Genomic DNA, 16,065 nt, shown 5'->3' with positions numbered 1-16,065 from the left:
GCGGCGCCCTTTTCCCGCGGCGGGATCAGGCGTCGCCCCAGCCGCTCACGGCCTTGACCTCGCAGAAATCCTCGAGCCCCCAGACGCCGCCCTCGCGCCCGTTGCCGGATGCCTTCATGCCGCCGAACGGGCTGCCCGCCCCGCGCGGCTGGCCGTTCATCTCGACCATGCCGGACCTCAGCTTTCTGGCGAGGCGCCGGCAGCGCGCGGCGTCCTGGCTCTGGACGTAGTTGGTCAGGCCATAGGGCGTGTCGTTGGCGATGGCCACCGCCTCGTCCTCGGTCTCGAAGGGGATGATCGACAGGACAGGCCCGAAGATCTCCTCGCGCGCGATGGTCATCTGGTTGTTGACGCCGGCAAATACCGTGGGCCGGACGTAATAGCCGCGGTTGACCCCCTCGGGTCGGCCGGGGCCGCCGGCCACCAGCCGCGCGCCCTCGGCGATGCCGGTCTCGATCAGGCCCTGGATCTTGTCGAATTGCGCCTGGCTGACCACGGGGCCGATGTGGCGTCCCGGCTCGTACGTGGGGCCGACCCGGGTGGCGTCGGCGGTGCGGGCCGCGATCTCGACTGCCTGGTCGTAGACCTCGCGCTGCACCAGCATCCGCGTGGGCGCGTTGCACGACTGCCCGCTGTTATTGAAGCAGTGCCGCGCGCCGCGCTCGACCGCCTTGTCGTCGGCGTCGGCGAAGATCAGGTTCGCCCCCTTGCCCCCCAATTCCAGATGCACCCTCTTGAGCGTGTCGGCCGCGGTCTTGGAAATCGCGGTTCCCGCCCGGGTCGAGCCGGTGAACGAGATCATGTCGATGTCGGGGTGACCGGACAGCTGCGAGCCCACCCCCGCGCCGTCGCCGTTCACGAGGTTGAACACGCCCTTGGGCACGCCGGCTGCGTCGAGGATCTCGGCGAACAGCATCGACGAAAGCGGCGCGATCTCGGAGGGCTTGAGCACCATGGTGCAGCCCGCCAGCAGCGCGGGGATCACCTTGAGCGTGACCTGGTTCATCGGCCAGTTCCACGGCGTGATCAGGCCGCAGACGCCGACCGGGTCGTAGAGAATGCGGTCGTTGGGCGCGTGCTCGCCCAGCGGGCGCTCGAAGGCGAAGCCCTTGGCGGCGCGGATGAAGTTGCGGATGTGCCAGCTTCCCGAGGGCGCCTGGCTGGTGCGCGCGAGGTCGATCGGCGCGCCCATCTCGAGGCGGATAGCCTCGGCCATCTCGCCCTCGCGCGCGACATAGCCCTCGAGGATGCGCTCGACGAGGGCGATGCGCTCGACGGGCGGCGTCCCAGCCCAGCCGGGAAAGGCGGCCTTCGCGGCGGCGACGGCGGCATCGGTGTCAGCCCGGCCGCCAAGCGAGATCACCGCGCAGGGCTCTTCGGTCGCGGGGTCGATCACCTCGAGGCTGGTGCCCGCGCGCGGGGACACCCAGGCGCCGTCGATGTAGAAGTCGCGTTTCTCCAGCATGTTGCCTCTCTGGCTCAAGGTTTCTGGCGGCGGAGGAACGAGCCGCGCCGCCCGAGAATCCGGCGGGGCGAGCATCGGCACGGTCAGGCAGCGCGGTCAATGGGCGGATTGCGCGCACCCCGCGCCCTCAGCGCAGCACGAAGGGGTTTCCCGGCGCCGCGTCCGAGGTGTTGATCCAGACCGATTTCGTCTCGAGATACTCGTGCACCGCGCCGATACCGCTCTCGCGGCCCAGGCCCGAATGCTTCATGCCGCCGAAGGGCATCATGTAGCTGACCGCGCGGTAGGTGTTGACCCAGACGGTGCCCGCCCTGAGCGCGCGGGCCATGCGATGCGCGCGGCCGATGTTCTGCGTCCAGACCCCGGCGGCGAGGCCGTAGATCACGTCGTTGCCGATCCGCACCGCCTCGGCCTCGTCGTCGAAGCCGATGATCGCGAGCACGGGGCCGAACACCTCCTCCTGCGCGATGCGCATGTCGTTGCGGACATCGGTGAAGATCGTCGGCTGCACGAAATTCGGCCCGGCGTCGCTGGGGCCGCCGCCGGCGATCAGGCGGGCGCCCTCGGCCTTGGCGATCTCGATGTAGTCGAGGATCTTGCGATACTGCGGCGGCGTGGTGACGGGGCCGATGTTGGTCTCGGGCAGCATGGGATCGCCGATCCGCGCGCCCCTCGCCATCTCGACCAGGCGCTCGGTCACCTCGGCCCTGATCGAGTTCTGCACGAGCAGCCGCGAGCCCGCGATGCAGGTCTGCCCCGTGGCCGCGAAGATACCCGACACCGCCCCCGCCACCGCGGCGTCGAGATCGGCGTCCTCGAAGATGATGTTGGGCGATTTGCCGCCCAGCTCGAGGCTCACGCGCTTCATCGACTTGGCCGCCTGCTGGTAGATCCGCTTGCCGGTGGCGTCCGAGCCGGTGAAGGTGATCTTGGCGACGTCTGGGTGGTCGACCAGCGCCGCCCCCGCCTCGGCGCCGAGCCCGGTGACCACGTTGAACACGCCGTCCGGCAGCCCGGCCTCGCGGGTGAGGGCGGCGAATTCCAGCGTCGAGGCCGAGGTGAACTCGGAGGGCTTGACCACCACCGCGCAGCCCGCGGCCAGCGCCGGCGCGCATTTCCAGGCGATGAAGATGAGCGGCGAGTTCCACGCGGTGAGCGCGCCGACGACGCCCACGGGCTCGTGCGTGGTGAAGGCGAAATGGTCCGGCTTGTCGATCGGGACGACGCCGCCCTCGATCTTGTCGGCAAGGCCGCCGAAGTAATACCACCACTCCGGGTGGTAGCGGAGCTGGCCCAGCATCTCGGTCATCAGCTTGCCGTTGTCGCGCACCTCGATCGCCGCGAGCCGCTCGGCGTTCGCGGCCACCAGATCGCCGATCCGGCGCATCACCTTGCCGCGGGCCGAGGGCGACATGCCGGCCCAAGGTCCCGTCGTCATCGCGCGCCGCGCCGCGGCGACCGCCCGGTCGACATCGGCGGCACTGCCGCGCGGGATGCGCGCCCAGACCTCGTTGCGATAGGGGTCGGTGCTGTCGAGCCAAGCGCCGCCGGCCGGGTCGACGAAGGCGCCGTCGATGAAGTTGCGGTAGACGGCGGGATGGGCGGCGGTTCTCGCCGGGTCGGTCGCCATGTCAGTGATCCTCGTGCCGGGCCGTTTGTCGCGCGGGCGATGCTAGCGCGGCACCGGGCGGAAGGACAGGCGCATGGCCCTTGGCTGCCGGCCCGTCCTTGGCTAATCGATAACGACAGTGCCGCGCCCCGCCGGCGCCATCGAGGGAGGAGATGCCGATGACACCGCAGCGCGTGCCCGAGGCGATCTTTCACACCCGCGTCCGCAACGATGCGATCGGCGGCCCGAACCCTTTCGAATGGAAGGACCTGACCAGCGCCGATGTCTTTGGCGGACGGCGCGTGGTGCTGTTCGCCGTGCCGGGTGCCTTCACCCCCGCCTGCTCGGACAGCCATCTGCCGGGCTACGAGCGGCTCCACGATGCGCTGACCGCCAGGGGCGTGGATGCGGTCGTCTGCCTCTCGGTGAACGACGCCTTCGTGATGCACCAGTGGGCGCTGTCGCGAGACATCCGCAAGGTGACAGTGCTGCCGGACGGCAATGGCGAGTTCACCCGCAAGATGGGGATGCTGGTCGAGCGCACCGGCCAGGGCATGGGGATGCGGAGCTGGCGCTACTCGATGCTGGCCGAGGATGGCGCCATCGCCGCTCTGTTCGCCGAGCCGGGCTTTCGCGACAACCCGCCGGGGGTGCCGGTCGAGCGCTCGGGCGCCGAGACGATGCTGGACTACCTCGGGTCGAGGTAACCGGGGCGGCGCTCCCCGATGCCCGTGGACGGCGCGCGGGCGGGCATCCCGCCGCGCGCCGCCTTGCGTCAGACCACGGTGACGGTGAACGTGCCCACGCCCTCGATCCGGCCCTCGAGCACGTCGCCCCGCTGCACCGCGGCCACGCCCGAGGGGGTGCCCGACATGATCACGTCGCCGGCGGCAAGCTCGAAATAGTCCGAGAGATAGGCGATCATCTCAGGCACCTTCCAGATCATCTGCCCGAGATCACCGGTCTGGCGGGCCGTCCCGTTCACCTTGAGCTCGACCAGCCCGCGGTCGGGGTGGCCGATCCGCGCGGCCGGCACGACCGGGCCGCAAGGCGCCGAGCGCTCGAACGCCTTGCCGATCTCCCAGGGGCGGCGCAGGTCCTTCGCCTCGCCCTGCAGGTCGCGCCGCGTCATGTCGAGGCAGACGGCATAGCCGAAGACGTGATCGAGCGCCTTGTCCACTGGGATGTTCGTGCCGCCCGACTTCAGCGCCACCAGCATCTCGAGCTCGTGGTGCACGTCCGAGGATTTCGGCGGGTAGGGGAACTCGCCTGAGCTGTCGAGGTTGTCGGGGTTCTTCTGGAAGAAGAAGGGGGGCTCGCGGTCGGGATCGCCCCCCATCTCGATCGTGTGCGCCGCGTAGTTGCGGCCGATGCAATAGACCCGGCGGACCGGGAACAGCGCATCGGAGCCCTCGACGGGCAGGGTGGGCACGCTGGGCGCATCAATCACGAAACGGGGCATCCGAATCTCCATGCTCTCGACGACTGACCACGAGCCTTAGACGGTCGGGGGTCTCAGATCAATCACAACCAATGCGCCAACTCCGCCCCTGAGGCGTTGCATATCGGGAATGATTGGGTCTATCCTCTGCATTGATCAGAATTGATCAACCAATAGCGGAGGCACGACGAGGTGCTGACACGGCCCGAGCGAAGCGAGCGGAACGAGGCGGCAGCGGTGCTGCGGGCCTTCATCGCCGCGGGCGACTACACGCCCGGCGACCGGCTGCCGCCCGAGCGGGAGCTGATCGGCACGCTGGGCATGAGCCGGACCGCGCTGCGCAAGGGGCTCGACGAGCTCGAGCGGCAGGGCGCGATCTGGCGCCATGTCGGCAAGGGAACCTTCGTCGCGGGCGGGGAGGCCGAGGTGGACGCCGAGCTCGGTGCGCTCGCGGCGCTGACGCATCAGCTCACCCCCATGCGCATGATGCGCGCGCGGCTGTGCATCGAGCCCGCCATCGCCCGGGAGGCCGCGATCAACGCCTCGCGCGAGTCGGTCGCGCGCATCAAGCTGCTGAACGATCGCGCCGCCTCGGCGGGCTCGTGGGCCGAATACGAGCGGTATGACGACCTGTTCCACCGCGCGGTCGCCGAGGCGTCGGACAACCTGCTGCTGGTGACCCTGTTCGACCAGCTCAACGAGGTCCGGCGCGCCGTCGCGGGCGCAAGCGTCGTGCGCCAGTCCGAGCGCCCGCCCGCGGGGCATTCGAGCTTCACCGAACATGCCGGCATCGCCGGCGCGATCGAGGCGCGCGACCCGCTGGCCGCGCAGGAGGCGATGCGCCGGCATATCGGCTCGGTCTCGGCCCGGCTGTTCGGGGAGGGCTGAGGCAAAGCGAGGCGGCCGATCGGGCGGAACGAGACCGGAGAAACCGGCACGGAAGCGACGATCACAAGAACGGTTCTCAGGGAGGGAACGCCATGACACTGTTGCTCAGGACCATGACGGCGGTCTGCGCCGCGGTTCTTCTCGCGGGCGGGCTGAGCGTGTCGGATGCGAGGGCCGACAAGATCCGCATCGCGCTTGCCGAGACGCCCTCGGATGAGCTCGCGGCTTTCTTCGTCGCGCTCGACCGGGCCAGGGCGAACGGGCTGGAATACGAGTGGACCGCCTTCTCGGACGAGGAGCTGGCGATCCAGGCGGTGCTCAGCGGGCAGATGGACATCGGCTTCGGCACGCCCTACGCGGCGATGCAGAAGTCGAAGGCGCCGATCCGCATCATCTTCCAGCTCTCGAAGCTCAAGTTCTTCCCGGTCACCTCGAAGAAGTACGGCAAGCTCGAGGACCTCGACGGCCAGCCGATCATGCTGCACTCGCGAGGCGGCGGCACGGACTCGATCGCGAACGTGATCGAGGAGAAGGTGGGGATCAAATTCGGCACCCGGTCCTACGTGCCGGGCTCGGCCAACCGGGTCGTCGCGCTGGTGGCGGGGCAGACCGACGCGACCATCGTCGACCTCTCGAACAAGAACAAGCTGATGAAGCAGCACGGCGACAAGTTCAACGTGCTGCCGATGTTCGAGGTGGACGCCAGCGACGAGGCGCTGTTCGGCAACCTCGACTGGATCAAGGCGAACGAGAAGGACGTCGAGATCTTCGTCAAGGCGCTGCTGAGCGTCTATCGCGACATGGCGAAGGACCCGACCATCATCCGCCGCGAGACCAACCCGGACGGGCCCATCGGCCAGCTTCCGAAGGAGATCCTCGACGAGCTCGACGCCTTCTACACCGACGCGGTCGAGGGAGGGCTCTACGACCCCGACGGCGGCGGCCGGAAGGCGGCGCTCGCGGACATGGACTGGTACTCGCGCGCGGGGCAGCTCACCGGCGATCCCTCGGCGCTCGCCATCGAGGATTTCTGGTACCTCAAGCCGCTCGACGCCGCGCAGTGACGCGCCGGGCACGGCCATCGGCCCCCGATGCGGCCGATGGCCCCCGCCCTTCGCCACACCGGTAGGGACCGATGCCAAGCCGTTCATTCCTGCTCAAGATGCTGTCGCTCGCCATCGTCTTCGGCGCATGGGAGATCGCCGGGCGCGTCCCGGTGAGCTACGCCTTCCCGACCTTCCTCGAGTCGATGCGCGCGCTCGCCCTCCTTGCCATCGACGGGACGCTTTTCACGGCCTATGCCGAGACGTTGCGCCCGCTTGCGCTGGGCGTGCTGATCTCGGCCATCCTCGGGATTGCGCTGGGGCTGTGGATCGGGCTCAGCGCGCGCTTCGACTGGCTGTTCTCGCCGATCTTCGTCGTCATGCAGTCGGCGCCGCTGGCCGCGCTGATCCCCCTCCTGGTGATGGCCTACGGCATCGGGCTCACCTCGAAGGTGTTCGTCGTGTGCATCATGGCGATGCCGGTGATCGTGCTGAACACCGCGAGCGCGGTCCGCAACACGCCGTCGTCGCTGACCGAGATGGCGCGCTCGTTCCTCGGCTCGCGGCTCGACGTGATCCTCAAGGTGATCATCCCCGCCGCCTCGCCGGTGATCTTCTCGGGGCTTCGCCTCGGCATCTCGGCGGGGTTCATCGGGGCGATCCTGTCCGAGCTCAAGATCACGCCGACGGGCGTTGGCGACATCATCACCTACAGCCGCTCGATCGCCGATTACGCCAGCATGTACGCCGCGATCTTCTCGATCATCCTGCTCGCCGTGCTCTTCCTCAACCTGCTGGAGAAGCTCGAGCTCCATCTCTTCAGGGGGAACAATCGTGGCTATGTCACAGACTAGGGCGGCGCCCCGCTCCACCGTCCCCCTGGCGGCGGACATCGCCGTCAGGACGCGCGACGTCTCGAAGCACTACGGCACGGTCGAGGCGCTGCGGAACCTCTCGCTCGATTTCCCGCGCGGGCAGCTCACCTCGCTGCTGGGCCCGTCGGGCTGCGGCAAGACCACGCTGCTCAAGATCATCGCGGGACTGATCCCGGCCACGTCGGGCCAGATCGAAGTCAGTGGCAAGACCGTGACGGGCCCCGGCCCGGACCGCGCCTTCGTCTTCCAGGACTTCGCGCTGCTGCCCTGGGCGAGCGTGCTGCGCAACGTCGCCTTCGGCCTCGAGCTTCGCGGCGTGGCGCGATCCGAGCGCGAGGCGATCGCCGAGAAGTACATCAGGGACGTGGGCCTCGCGGGCTTCGAGACGAGCTATCCGCACCAGCTGTCGGGCGGCATGCGCCAGCGGGTCGGGCTGGCGCGCGCACTGTCGGTTAATGCCGAGGTGCTGCTGATGGACGAGCCCTTCTCGGCTGTCGACGAGCAGACCAGGCGCAAGTTCCAGGAGGACCTGCTGGCCCTCGTCGCGAACGAGAACAAGACCTTCATCTTCGTGACCCACTCCATCGAGGAGGCGGTCTACGTCTCGGACCAGATCGCGATCCTGCTGCCGCGCCCCAGCCGGGTGTCGGAGGTGATCAGGCCGACCGGGATCCGCGACAAGGGCGCCGACAACATCCGCCGCGACCCCGAGTATCTGGACATCGTCGACCGGATCTGGGCGTCGCTGCGCAGCTACGTGGAGTGAGCCAGCCGTGACGATCTTCGGCTTCCGTCTCCCCGGCATGTCGTCGCTGCTCCTCTGGGGGCTGGTGTGGGAGATCGTCGGGCGCCTGGGCATCACCTTCTTCGTGCCGCCGCTGAGCGCGGTCTTCGCCACGCTGTTCGAGATCATCGGGACGCCGGCCTTCCTCAAGGCGCTGTCCGAGACGGCCTATGCCTTCGGGGTCGGCGTGACGGCCGCGATCGCCATCGGCGTGCCGACCGGCATCCTGATGGGCCGCAGCCGGCTGCTGGACGAGTTGCTTCTGCCCTGGGTGAACATCTTCCTCAGCGCGCCGCTGACCGCGCTGGTGCCGGTGCTGATGGTGCTGTTCGGCTTCGGCATGACCTCGATCATCATCACGACGGCGCTGTTCGCGATCTGGATCATCATCCTGAACGCGCGCGCGGGGGTCATGCAGATCAACCGCTCGCTGGTCGAGATGGCGCGCTGCTTCGGCGCATCGCCCCTGGCCGCCTTCACCAAGATCTACTTCTGGTCGGCGCTGCCCGAGATCCTGAGCGGCGTCCGGATCGGGGTGATCCGGGCGGTCAAGGGCGTGATCATCGGCCAGCTCCTGATCTCGATCGTGGGCTTCGGCGCGCTGTTCGAGCTCTATTCGGCCAACTTCCTGATGACCCATTTCTGGGCCGTGCTGATCGTGCTCTTCGCGATGGCGTTCTCGATTTCCGAGCTGCTCGCCTATCTCGAGCGGCGCGTGTCCTACTACGCCGCGAAGCGCTGAGGCGGCCGGGGCTGTGAGTGGGCGCGCGCGCCCCGGCCTCGGGCTCAGCCGGGCACGATCCGCTCGTCGAGCCTGGTGTCGACGACCTCGACGGTGCGGTCGATCTCGGCATTGGGCATGCCGAGCTGGTCGCCGATCAGCTTCACCAATAGGTCCACGCGCTCGATGAAGGGCGCGCCGCGCGCCACTGCCCTGGCGGCCGACGAGGGCTTGAGCAGGCTTTCGGCCGCGCCTGCGTATTTCTCGAACGGCACCTGGTCGGCGGGGTCGGCGCCGAGACGGCGGGCGATGGCGTCGACATGCTCGTAGATCGAGCGCGACAGCGCGAGATCCTGGTGCACCGCGTCGCGGATCGAGCGGGGCTCGTGCGGCGTGATGCAGCGGTAGTTCCCGGTCAGCAGCATCGACCACTTGGCGAGCGGCACGAAGAGCGAATCGAACACCCTGAGCTTGACCGGCACGTCCTTGCCGTCGAGCGTCACGGCATCGATGCCGGCCTCGAGCTCACGCAGCAGCGCGCTGTGCGCCGGGTCCTCGAAGCTCGCCGCCTTGAAGTTCGTGGGCAGGCCCACATGCAGGACGTTCGCCGCCTCCTCCGGCGGGCGGAAGGCCTGCGGATCGGGCGAGCAGAGCGTCACCAGCCCCGGCTCGAAGCGCTCCCAGACCTGGGCGTTGGTGTAGGCCTCCTCGAGGTCCATTCGTGCGAACGCCGGGATTCGCTTGAGATAGGGCAGCGGCGGCATGTTCATGATCGAGAGGCAGGGCAGACGCGCCTCGGCGATCCGGATCAGCAGCACCCGGATGGTGTGGTTGGCGTATTGCGGCTCCTGCATGGCGAGCCCGACGAGGTCGTAGCGCTCGAGGTCGACATCCTCGGGCGGGCTCGCGTCGAGCCTGCCGGGCAGATCGCGCGACATGATCGCCCGGTGCACCGCCTCGTCGCGCAGCTTGATGCGGACTTCGGTCCCCTCGCGATTGATCAGCTCGGCCGTCTTCCTGCGGCACACCAGCGTGACATTGTGCCCCGCCATCAAGAGCTTGGTCGCCAGCAGGGAGCCGTAAGAGGCCCCGAGGATGAGAATGTTGCGCGCCATGCCGTCCTCCCGCGCGTTGTGCCTGATGATTCTCTAATGCCCCGGCGCGAAATTCAGCGCAATTTTATTTCGCACGGACCTGCGGCGTCTCGCCGCTCGCCGCGCCTGAGGCGCAGGCCACCTCAGCCGGGTGGAAAGAACCAGGGGCGGGCGAGGGTGACGGCGAAGCCTCGCTTGTAGGCCCGGGGCGAGGTGCGCAGGCGCGTGCGGAAGGAGCGCGAGAAGCTCGAGGCCGAGCCGAAGCCGGTGGCGAGCGCGACCTCGGTCACCGGCATGTCGGCATACATCAGAAGGTAGCGCGCGGCGCTGAGGCGGATCGACAGGTAGCGCGCCGACACCGTCTCGCCCAGGTGGCGGCGGCTGAGCGTCTGCAACTGGCGCGGCGAGATGCCGACCTGCGCGGCGAGCGCGGGCAGGGGCAGGGGCGTCTCGACATTCGCCTCCATGATCGCGACCGCGCGGCGCAGGTGTGCGTTGGGGATAAGCGGCCCCGTGGTCAGCGGGTCGCCCTGCCGGGTCTCGGCCGGACGGGCGCGGCCGGCGATGAGGTCCGCCTCGACGAAGCGGGCGACGGCGGCACCGTGCTCGCGCTCGACGAGAGTGAGAAAGAGGTCGTGGCAGGCGAGATGCCCGCCGCAGGTCAGTCGGGGCCCGTCGATCACGAAGATCTCGTCGCGGAAGGCGACGCGGGGGAAGCGGGCGGCCACGGACTTGCGCACCTCCCAATGCGTGGTGGCGCGACGGCCGTCGAGAAGGCCCGCCTCCGCAAGGAACACCGCCCCGTAATCGACACCGCAAAGCGTTGCGCCCGCGCGGGCCTGACGACGCAACCATCGGGCGAGGGCGCGGCGGTAGGGCTCGGGCTGGTCGTAGGCCGACACCGCGAGGGCGAGGTCGAAGATTGCCCCGTCGCCGAAAGTGGCCGCGGGGGTCACGGCGATGCCGATGCCGCTGGCTACGGGGTCGGCCGAGGGGCCGACGAACACGATCTCGTAGGCCGGGCGCTGGAAGAACCGGTTGACCGAGCGCAACGGCTCGACCGCGAGCAGGAGCGAGGAGAGCGACATCGCGGGCGACAGCGCCACGCCCACGCGCCGCGGGCGCGGGGCCGCCGTGGGCGCAGACGATCGCGCCGGGCGTTCGGCTGGGTTGCGGGTGGCGGTGGGCATGTCGCTTCGCTTTTCGTCGATTCCGGTTCGTATCATGTCAAGCAACGGCGGCCCGAGTCGACCCAAGCTTTTCCCGCAGGCCGCGAACGGCCCGTGATGCCCCTCTCTCACGGAGGCTCGCCAATGCTCGACCGCACCGGGACGCCCCGCGGCCTGCCCCCCGGACTGCCGCGCGACGCCGCGCTGCGCGAGCGGGCGCGGCGGGTGATCCCCGGCGGGCTGTGGGGTCACATGAACGCGGCGCGGTTGCCCGAGGGATACCCGCAGTTCTTCGAGCGCGCCGAGGGGTGCCGCATCTGGGATGCGGACGGCAACGAATACATCGACTTCATGTGCGGCTTCGGGCCGATGGTTCTGGGCTACCGCGATCCGGAGGTCGAGGCGGCGGCGGCGGCGCAGGCGCGGCTGGGCGACATCTTCGACGGGCCTTCCGCGCGGCTGGTCGAGTTGGCTGAACTGTTGACCGAGACGGTCGCCCATGCCGACTGGGCGATGTTCCAGAAGAACGGAACGGACGCGACCACCGCCTGCGTGACGATTGCGCGCGCGGCGACGGGGCGGCGCAAGCTCCTGGTGGCGCGGGGCTCGTATCACGGCGCGGTGCCGTGGTGCACGCCCTCGCTCGCGGGCGTGACCTCCGAGGACCGGGCGCACCTGATCCATTACGACTACAACGACGCCGCCTCGCTGAGGGCCGCGGCGGCAGAGGCGGGGGGCGACCTCGCCGGCGTGATCGCCACCGCCTTCCGGCACGACACGCGGCGCGATGAGGAGATGGCGACGCCCGAGTTCGCGCGCGCGGCGCGGGAGGTATGCGACGCGGCAGGCGCGGCCCTGATCCTTGACGACGTGCGGGCGGGATTCCGGCTCGATGCCGGGGGTAGCTGGGAGCCGCTGGGGGTGTGGCCCGATCTCTCGGCCTGGAGCAAGGCGATCGCGAACGGCCATCCGCTGGCGGCGGTCACGGGGGCGGATTGGCTGCGCGAGGCGGCGGCGGCGGTGTTCGTCACCGGCTCGTTCTGGTGCAATGCCGTGCCGATGGCGGCGGCACTGGTCACCATCCGGCGCCTGCGGGACACGGACGCCATCCCGCACATGGCGGCGATGGGCGAGCGGCTGAGGGCGGGCATCGCCGCGCAGGCGCGCGCGCATGGCGTGTGGCTCAGGCAGAGCGGGCCCGCGCAGATGCCAATGATCCTGTTCGACGACGACCCCGAGTTTGCGAAGGGCAACCTGTTCGTGACCGAGGCGCTGGCGCGGGGGGTCTATCTGCACCCTTGGCACAACATGTTCCTGTCGGCCGCCCATACGCCCGCCGACATCGACCGGGCGCTGGAGGCGACGGATGCCGCGCTCGCGGCGGTGGCGCGTCGCTTCGGGGAGAAGGGCGCATGACGCAGGCCATGCGCAACAGCGATGCCTTCCTCGCGGACCGCGCGCGCTTCGTGCGGACCGAGACCGTGCGTCTCTCGCGCATCGCCGGGGCGGGGCATTATTCCAGCACCTTCTCGGCGGCGGAACTGTTCGCCGTGCTCTATTATGCGCATCTGCGGATCGACCCGAAGCGGCCGGACTGGCCCGGGCGCGACCGCTTCATCCTGTCGAAAGGCCACGCGGCGATCGGGCTCTATCCGGTGCTGGCGGATCTGGGGTTCTTCGAGGCGGGGCTGCTCGACGACTACACCCGGCTCGGCAGCCCGTTCGGGGATCACCCCGACATGAAGCGGATTCCGGGGATCGACTTCTCGTCGGGCTCGCTGGGGCATGGGCTGTCGGTCGGCCTTGGCATGGCGCTGGCGGGGCGGGTGCGGGGGTTGGATTATCGCGTGCACGTCATGCTGGGCGACGGCGAGCTGCACGAGGGGCAGGTCTGGGAGGCGGCCATGGCGGCGGGGCATTTCCGCACGCGGGGGCTGGTGGCCATCGTGGACCGCAATGGCCTGTGCATCGACGGGCACACCGAGGAGATCATGGGGGTCGAGCCGATCCCAGAGCGGTTCGAAGCCTTCGGCTGGGAGGTGCGGCGCATCGACGGCCACGACATTCCCGCCCTTCGCGCCGCGCTGGCGGCGCTGCCCCCGGCGGGCGAGGGCAGGCCGCAGCTCATCGTCGCCGACACCGTGAAGGGCAAGGGCGTCAAGCGCATGGAGATGGCGCTCAACTGGCATGTCGGCAACCTGGTGGGCGAGGACTACGACGCGGTGATGGCGGAGCTTGCGACACCCGCCGCGGGGGAGGCGTGAGCATGGCCGAGTCGCAGGACCAGTCCGAGATCTTCCGCGGCACCGCGGCGGGCGGGGCCTTGCGCGACACGCGCTCGGTGCAGGGCACGCCCGCTGCCGCCATGCCCGCCTTCGTCCTGGGCGAGGAGCTGGCGGATCTGGCCGACCGCGACCCGCGCGTGGTGGTGCTGACGGCGGATCTGGCCTCGGCCAACCGCACGGTCGAGTTCAAGGCGCGCCATCCGGGGCGGTTCTTCGACCTCGGCATCGCCGAGAAGAACATGCTGACGGTGGCGGCGGGGATGGCCTCCTGCGGTTTCGTCCCCTTCGCCGCCACCTTTGCCTCGTTCTCGGCAATCCTGGGGGCCGAGCAGATCCGCACCGATCTGGCCTATCCGAAGATGCCTGTGCGGGTGATCGGGCATCATTCGGGCATCTCGATGGGGTTCTACGGCACCTCGCACCACGCGATCGAGGATCTTGCGATGATGCGGGCGATCCCCGACCTCACGGTTGTCTGCGCGGCGGATGCGAACGCCCTGCGGGCCGTGCTGCGCGCGAGCCTCGACCGCAAGGGTGCGATGTATATCCGGCTTGGGCGCGGGCGCGATCCGGTGGTCTATGACGCGGTGCCCGATCTCGTCTTCGGCCGGGCGATTCGGCTGCGCGAGGGGCGCGACCTCACGCTGATCGCCACCGGCGCGGTGGTGCGCGCGACGCTCGATGCGGCCGACATTCTGGCGCGCGAGGGGATCGCCGCGCGGGTGGTGGACATGCACACCGTCAAGCCCCTCGACCGCGACGAGATCGCGGCGGCGGCGGCCGAGACCGGCGCCATCGTCACGGTCGAGGAGCACAGCACGGTGGGGGGTCTGGGCGGCGCGGTGGCCGAGGTTCTGGTGGACCTGCCGCGCGTCCCCTTCCGCCGCCATGGCATCCCCGACGAATTCGCGCCGGTGGGCCCGCCCGCCGCGCTCTACGCCCACTACCGGCTGGACGCGGCGGGCATCGCCGCCGTCGCCCGCGAGACGATCGACAGAGCCTGACGCCCGCGCCCCGGGCCGATCGGGCCGAACCACAGGAGAGGAGGCTCAAATGCTCGACACCATCCCGGCGCGGCGCCATTCGCGGAGGGCGCGGCCGTTCGCGCTCGCGCTCGTCGCGCTGATCGGCCTTTCGCCCGCACTCGCGCCGCGCGCGCAGGCGGCGGAAGCCACCCTCGTGATCGCGCGGGATATGGACATCACCTCGCTCGACCCGGCGCGGGCATTCTGCGACACCTGCCAGATCGTGCTGAGCGCGACCTACGAGCGGCTGGTGGACCTCGGCCCCGACAACCGCACCATCGTGCCGTTGCTGGCCGAAAGCTGGGAGGTGAATGCCGACCAGACCGTGTTCACCTTCAAGCTGGACGAGCGCGCGCGCTTCGCGGACGGCGGACAGGTCACATCGGCCGACGTGGCCTGGAGCCTCGAACGGCTGAAGCACCTCAAGGGCAACCCCTCGTTCCTGATGGACGGGGTCGCGGCGGTCGAGACGCCCGACGCGCGGACCGTGGTGATCCGCACCACGGCGCCGAATTCCGAGCTTCTGGGCATCCTCGCCGCGCCCTACGCGGCGGTTGTCAACCGCGCGGTGGCCGAGGCGAACGGCGCCAAGGCGGGCGAGGGCGCCGATGCCGCCGATCAGGCGGATGGCTGGTTCCTCGCCAATTCCGCCGGCAGCGGGCCGTTCACGCTGGCGGCCTACGCGCCCGACGACGAGGTGCGGCTGGCGCGCAACGCGGGCTATTGGCGCGACGCCGCGCCGGTCGCGCAGGTCGTCATCAAGCAGGTCAAGGACAGCGTGACGCAGGCGCAGATGCTGCAGAGCGGCGCCGCCGACATCGCCATGCAGATCGACGCCGACACCGCCGCGGGCGTGACCGACCCGAACGTGGTGATCGAGCCCACGGCCTCGTTCAATTTCGTCTATGTCGCGCTGGGCGCCGGCGCCGATGGGATGCCGATCAGCATGACGCGCCCGGTGCGCGAGGCGATCGGGCTCGCGCTCGACTATGAGGGCATCATCGACCTCACGGTGGCCGGCAAGGGGCGCAGGATCGCGGCCCCGATCCCCAACGGCTTCCCCGGCACCGAGGGCCTGCCGCTGCCCGCGCGCGACCTCGATCGCGCCAAGGCGCTGCTGGCCGAGGCCGGGATCGGCGGGCGCGTGACGCTCGAGGCGGTCTATCCCTCCGTGAACATCTATGGCGTGGACTTCGACATCCTGATGCAGAAGGTGCAGCAGGACCTGGGCGACGTGGGGCTCGACCTCGCCCTTCAGCCGGTCACGTTCCCGGTCTGGCGCGAGAGGATCACCGCGACCGGCATCCCGGTGACGGCGGTCTATTACGCGCCCGACTATTTCGGCTCGGGGCAGTATGTGCAGTTCTTCGGCACGCAGGAGGGCTCGCCCTGGTACAAGCGTTCGCATGTGGCCAAGGCGCCGGACGCGGTCAACCCCCGCATCCCGGACCTGCTGGCGGCAGCCCTCGCCGCGCCCGCGGAAAAGGTGGACGAGGCCTTCGCGGCGATTGCGCGCGAGATGATCGCCGACCGCATCATCCTGCCGGTGGTGAGCCCGGACCTCACGCTTGCCTACCGCAAGGGGGTGAAGGGCGTGCGCTACAGCGCCTGCTGCAACCTGCCGCTGGCCGAGATCTCGGTCGAGTGAGCGGGCGGCGCGACCTGG

The 16,065-nt window shown here is 69.7% G+C and carries 15 protein-coding genes; 10 read left to right on the top strand and 5 right to left on the bottom strand.

Going from position 1 to position 16,065, the window contains the following annotated elements; genetic code table 11:
* Positions 1-25: 25 nt before the first annotated feature.
* Together M1105_RS04265 and M1105_RS04260 are read right to left on the bottom strand one after the other, a co-directional pair.
* The gene (locus M1105_RS04265) at positions 26-1,465 is read right to left on the bottom strand and encodes an aldehyde dehydrogenase family protein (protein WP_249579108.1); all 1,440 of its coding nucleotides are present in this window, start codon (positions 1,463-1,465) and stop codon (positions 26-28) included.
* A gap of 127 nt (positions 1,466-1,592) precedes the next feature.
* The gene (locus M1105_RS04260; protein ID WP_249579107.1) at positions 1,593-3,095 is read right to left on the bottom strand and encodes an aldehyde dehydrogenase; all 1,503 of its coding nucleotides are present in this window, start codon (positions 3,093-3,095) and stop codon (positions 1,593-1,595) included.
* A 158-nt stretch (positions 3,096-3,253) separates the two neighbouring features.
* Between M1105_RS04260 and M1105_RS04255 the strand changes: the two genes are divergently transcribed.
* Positions 3,254-3,781 carry a peroxiredoxin gene (locus M1105_RS04255; protein WP_249579106.1) on the top strand — a complete coding sequence of 176 codons (528 nt, stop codon included), beginning with the start codon at positions 3,254-3,256 and terminating at the stop codon, positions 3,779-3,781.
* Between the two features lie 68 nt (positions 3,782-3,849).
* Here M1105_RS04255 and M1105_RS04250 read toward each other — a convergent pair whose 3' ends face one another.
* On the bottom strand, positions 3,850-4,536 hold the full coding sequence (locus M1105_RS04250; RefSeq protein ID WP_249579105.1) for a fumarylacetoacetate hydrolase family protein: 687 nt from the start codon (positions 4,534-4,536) through the stop codon (positions 3,850-3,852).
* 171 nt (positions 4,537-4,707) lie between these two features.
* On the opposite strand from M1105_RS04250, the gene M1105_RS04245 reads away from it, so the two are divergent.
* The 5 genes from M1105_RS04245 to M1105_RS04225 all read left to right on the top strand — a co-directional run bounded on the left by M1105_RS04245 (position 4,708) and on the right by M1105_RS04225 (position 8,847).
* On the top strand, positions 4,708-5,403 hold the full coding sequence (locus M1105_RS04245; protein ID WP_249579104.1) for a FadR/GntR family transcriptional regulator: 696 nt from the start codon (positions 4,708-4,710) through the stop codon (positions 5,401-5,403).
* A gap of 92 nt (positions 5,404-5,495) precedes the next feature.
* Entirely contained in the window at positions 5,496-6,467 is a 972-nt protein-coding gene (locus M1105_RS04240) for an ABC transporter substrate-binding protein (protein WP_249579103.1), read from the top strand.
* A gap of 71 nt (positions 6,468-6,538) precedes the next feature.
* Positions 6,539-7,300 carry an ABC transporter permease gene (locus tag M1105_RS04235; RefSeq protein WP_249579102.1) on the top strand — a complete coding sequence of 254 codons (762 nt, stop codon included), beginning with the start codon at positions 6,539-6,541 and terminating at the stop codon, positions 7,298-7,300.
* A complete protein-coding gene (locus M1105_RS04230) occupies positions 7,287-8,087 on the top strand; it encodes an ABC transporter ATP-binding protein (protein ID WP_249579101.1) in 801 nt (266 codons plus the stop codon). The genes M1105_RS04235 and M1105_RS04230 overlap by 14 nt, the downstream gene beginning before the upstream one ends.
* Before the next feature lie 7 nt (positions 8,088-8,094).
* A complete protein-coding gene (locus tag M1105_RS04225) occupies positions 8,095-8,847 on the top strand; it encodes an ABC transporter permease (protein WP_249579100.1) in 753 nt (250 codons plus the stop codon).
* 44 nt (positions 8,848-8,891) lie between these two features.
* Here M1105_RS04225 and M1105_RS04220 read toward each other — a convergent pair whose 3' ends face one another.
* A complete protein-coding gene (locus M1105_RS04220) occupies positions 8,892-9,941 on the bottom strand; it encodes a ketopantoate reductase family protein (RefSeq protein WP_249579099.1) in 1,050 nt (349 codons plus the stop codon).
* A gap of 122 nt (positions 9,942-10,063) precedes the next feature.
* Positions 10,064-11,110: a GlxA family transcriptional regulator gene (locus tag M1105_RS04215; protein WP_249579098.1), complete on the bottom strand. Its 1,047-nt coding sequence runs from the start codon at positions 11,108-11,110 to the stop codon at positions 10,064-10,066.
* A gap of 123 nt (positions 11,111-11,233) precedes the next feature.
* Here M1105_RS04215 and M1105_RS04210 point away from each other — a divergent pair, with 123 nt between their 5' ends.
* The 4 genes from M1105_RS04210 to M1105_RS04195 are packed head-to-tail and all read left to right on the top strand — an operon-like array spanning position 11,234 to position 16,047.
* A complete protein-coding gene (locus tag M1105_RS04210; RefSeq protein WP_249579097.1) occupies positions 11,234-12,505 on the top strand; it encodes an aminotransferase class III-fold pyridoxal phosphate-dependent enzyme in 1,272 nt (423 codons plus the stop codon).
* Complete coding sequence (locus tag M1105_RS04205) at positions 12,502-13,353, top strand: transketolase (RefSeq protein WP_249579096.1); 852 nt, start codon at positions 12,502-12,504, stop codon at positions 13,351-13,353. The genes M1105_RS04210 and M1105_RS04205 overlap by 4 nt, the downstream gene beginning before the upstream one ends.
* A 2-nt stretch (positions 13,354-13,355) precedes the next feature.
* The gene (locus tag M1105_RS04200; protein ID WP_249579095.1) at positions 13,356-14,378 is read left to right on the top strand and encodes a transketolase family protein; all 1,023 of its coding nucleotides are present in this window, start codon (positions 13,356-13,358) and stop codon (positions 14,376-14,378) included.
* A gap of 49 nt (positions 14,379-14,427) precedes the next feature.
* The gene (locus M1105_RS04195) at positions 14,428-16,047 is read left to right on the top strand and encodes an ABC transporter substrate-binding protein (RefSeq protein WP_249579094.1); all 1,620 of its coding nucleotides are present in this window, start codon (positions 14,428-14,430) and stop codon (positions 16,045-16,047) included.
* The last annotated feature ends 18 nt before the right edge of the window (positions 16,048-16,065 follow it).

The sequence above is a fragment of the Thermohalobaculum sediminis genome (genome assembly GCF_023487995.1).
Classification (GTDB): Bacteria; Pseudomonadota; Alphaproteobacteria; order Rhodobacterales; family Rhodobacteraceae; genus Thermohalobaculum; species Thermohalobaculum sediminis.
Note: the sequence above shows the minus strand (reverse complement) of the source record. Positions and strands in the feature narration are given on the sequence as shown.

Excerpts from the sequence above, each read along its gene's own strand:
- M1105_RS04260 (WP_249579107.1), bottom strand. The coding sequence starts at position 3,095 with ATGGCGACCGACCCGGCGAGAACCGCCGCCCATCCCGCCGTCTACCGC.
- M1105_RS04240 (WP_249579103.1), top strand. The coding sequence starts at position 5,496 with ATGACACTGTTGCTCAGGACCATGACGGCGGTCTGCGCCGCGGTTCTT.
- M1105_RS04220 (WP_249579099.1), bottom strand. The coding sequence starts at position 9,941 with ATGGCGCGCAACATTCTCATCCTCGGGGCCTCTTACGGCTCCCTGCTG.
- M1105_RS04235 (WP_249579102.1), top strand. The coding sequence starts at position 6,539 with ATGCCAAGCCGTTCATTCCTGCTCAAGATGCTGTCGCTCGCCATCGTC.
- M1105_RS04205 (WP_249579096.1), top strand. The coding sequence starts at position 12,502 with ATGACGCAGGCCATGCGCAACAGCGATGCCTTCCTCGCGGACCGCGCG.
- M1105_RS04215 (WP_249579098.1), bottom strand. The coding sequence starts at position 11,110 with ATGCCCACCGCCACCCGCAACCCAGCCGAACGCCCGGCGCGATCGTCT.
- M1105_RS04195 (WP_249579094.1), top strand. The coding sequence starts at position 14,428 with ATGCTCGACACCATCCCGGCGCGGCGCCATTCGCGGAGGGCGCGGCCG.
- M1105_RS04250 (WP_249579105.1), bottom strand. The coding sequence starts at position 4,536 with ATGCCCCGTTTCGTGATTGATGCGCCCAGCGTGCCCACCCTGCCCGTC.
- M1105_RS04265 (WP_249579108.1), bottom strand. The coding sequence starts at position 1,465 with ATGCTGGAGAAACGCGACTTCTACATCGACGGCGCCTGGGTGTCCCCG.
- M1105_RS04200 (WP_249579095.1), top strand. The coding sequence starts at position 13,356 with ATGGCCGAGTCGCAGGACCAGTCCGAGATCTTCCGCGGCACCGCGGCG.
- M1105_RS04255 (WP_249579106.1), top strand. The coding sequence starts at position 3,254 with ATGACACCGCAGCGCGTGCCCGAGGCGATCTTTCACACCCGCGTCCGC.
- M1105_RS04230 (WP_249579101.1), top strand. The coding sequence starts at position 7,287 with ATGTCACAGACTAGGGCGGCGCCCCGCTCCACCGTCCCCCTGGCGGCG.
- M1105_RS04210 (WP_249579097.1), top strand. The coding sequence starts at position 11,234 with ATGCTCGACCGCACCGGGACGCCCCGCGGCCTGCCCCCCGGACTGCCG.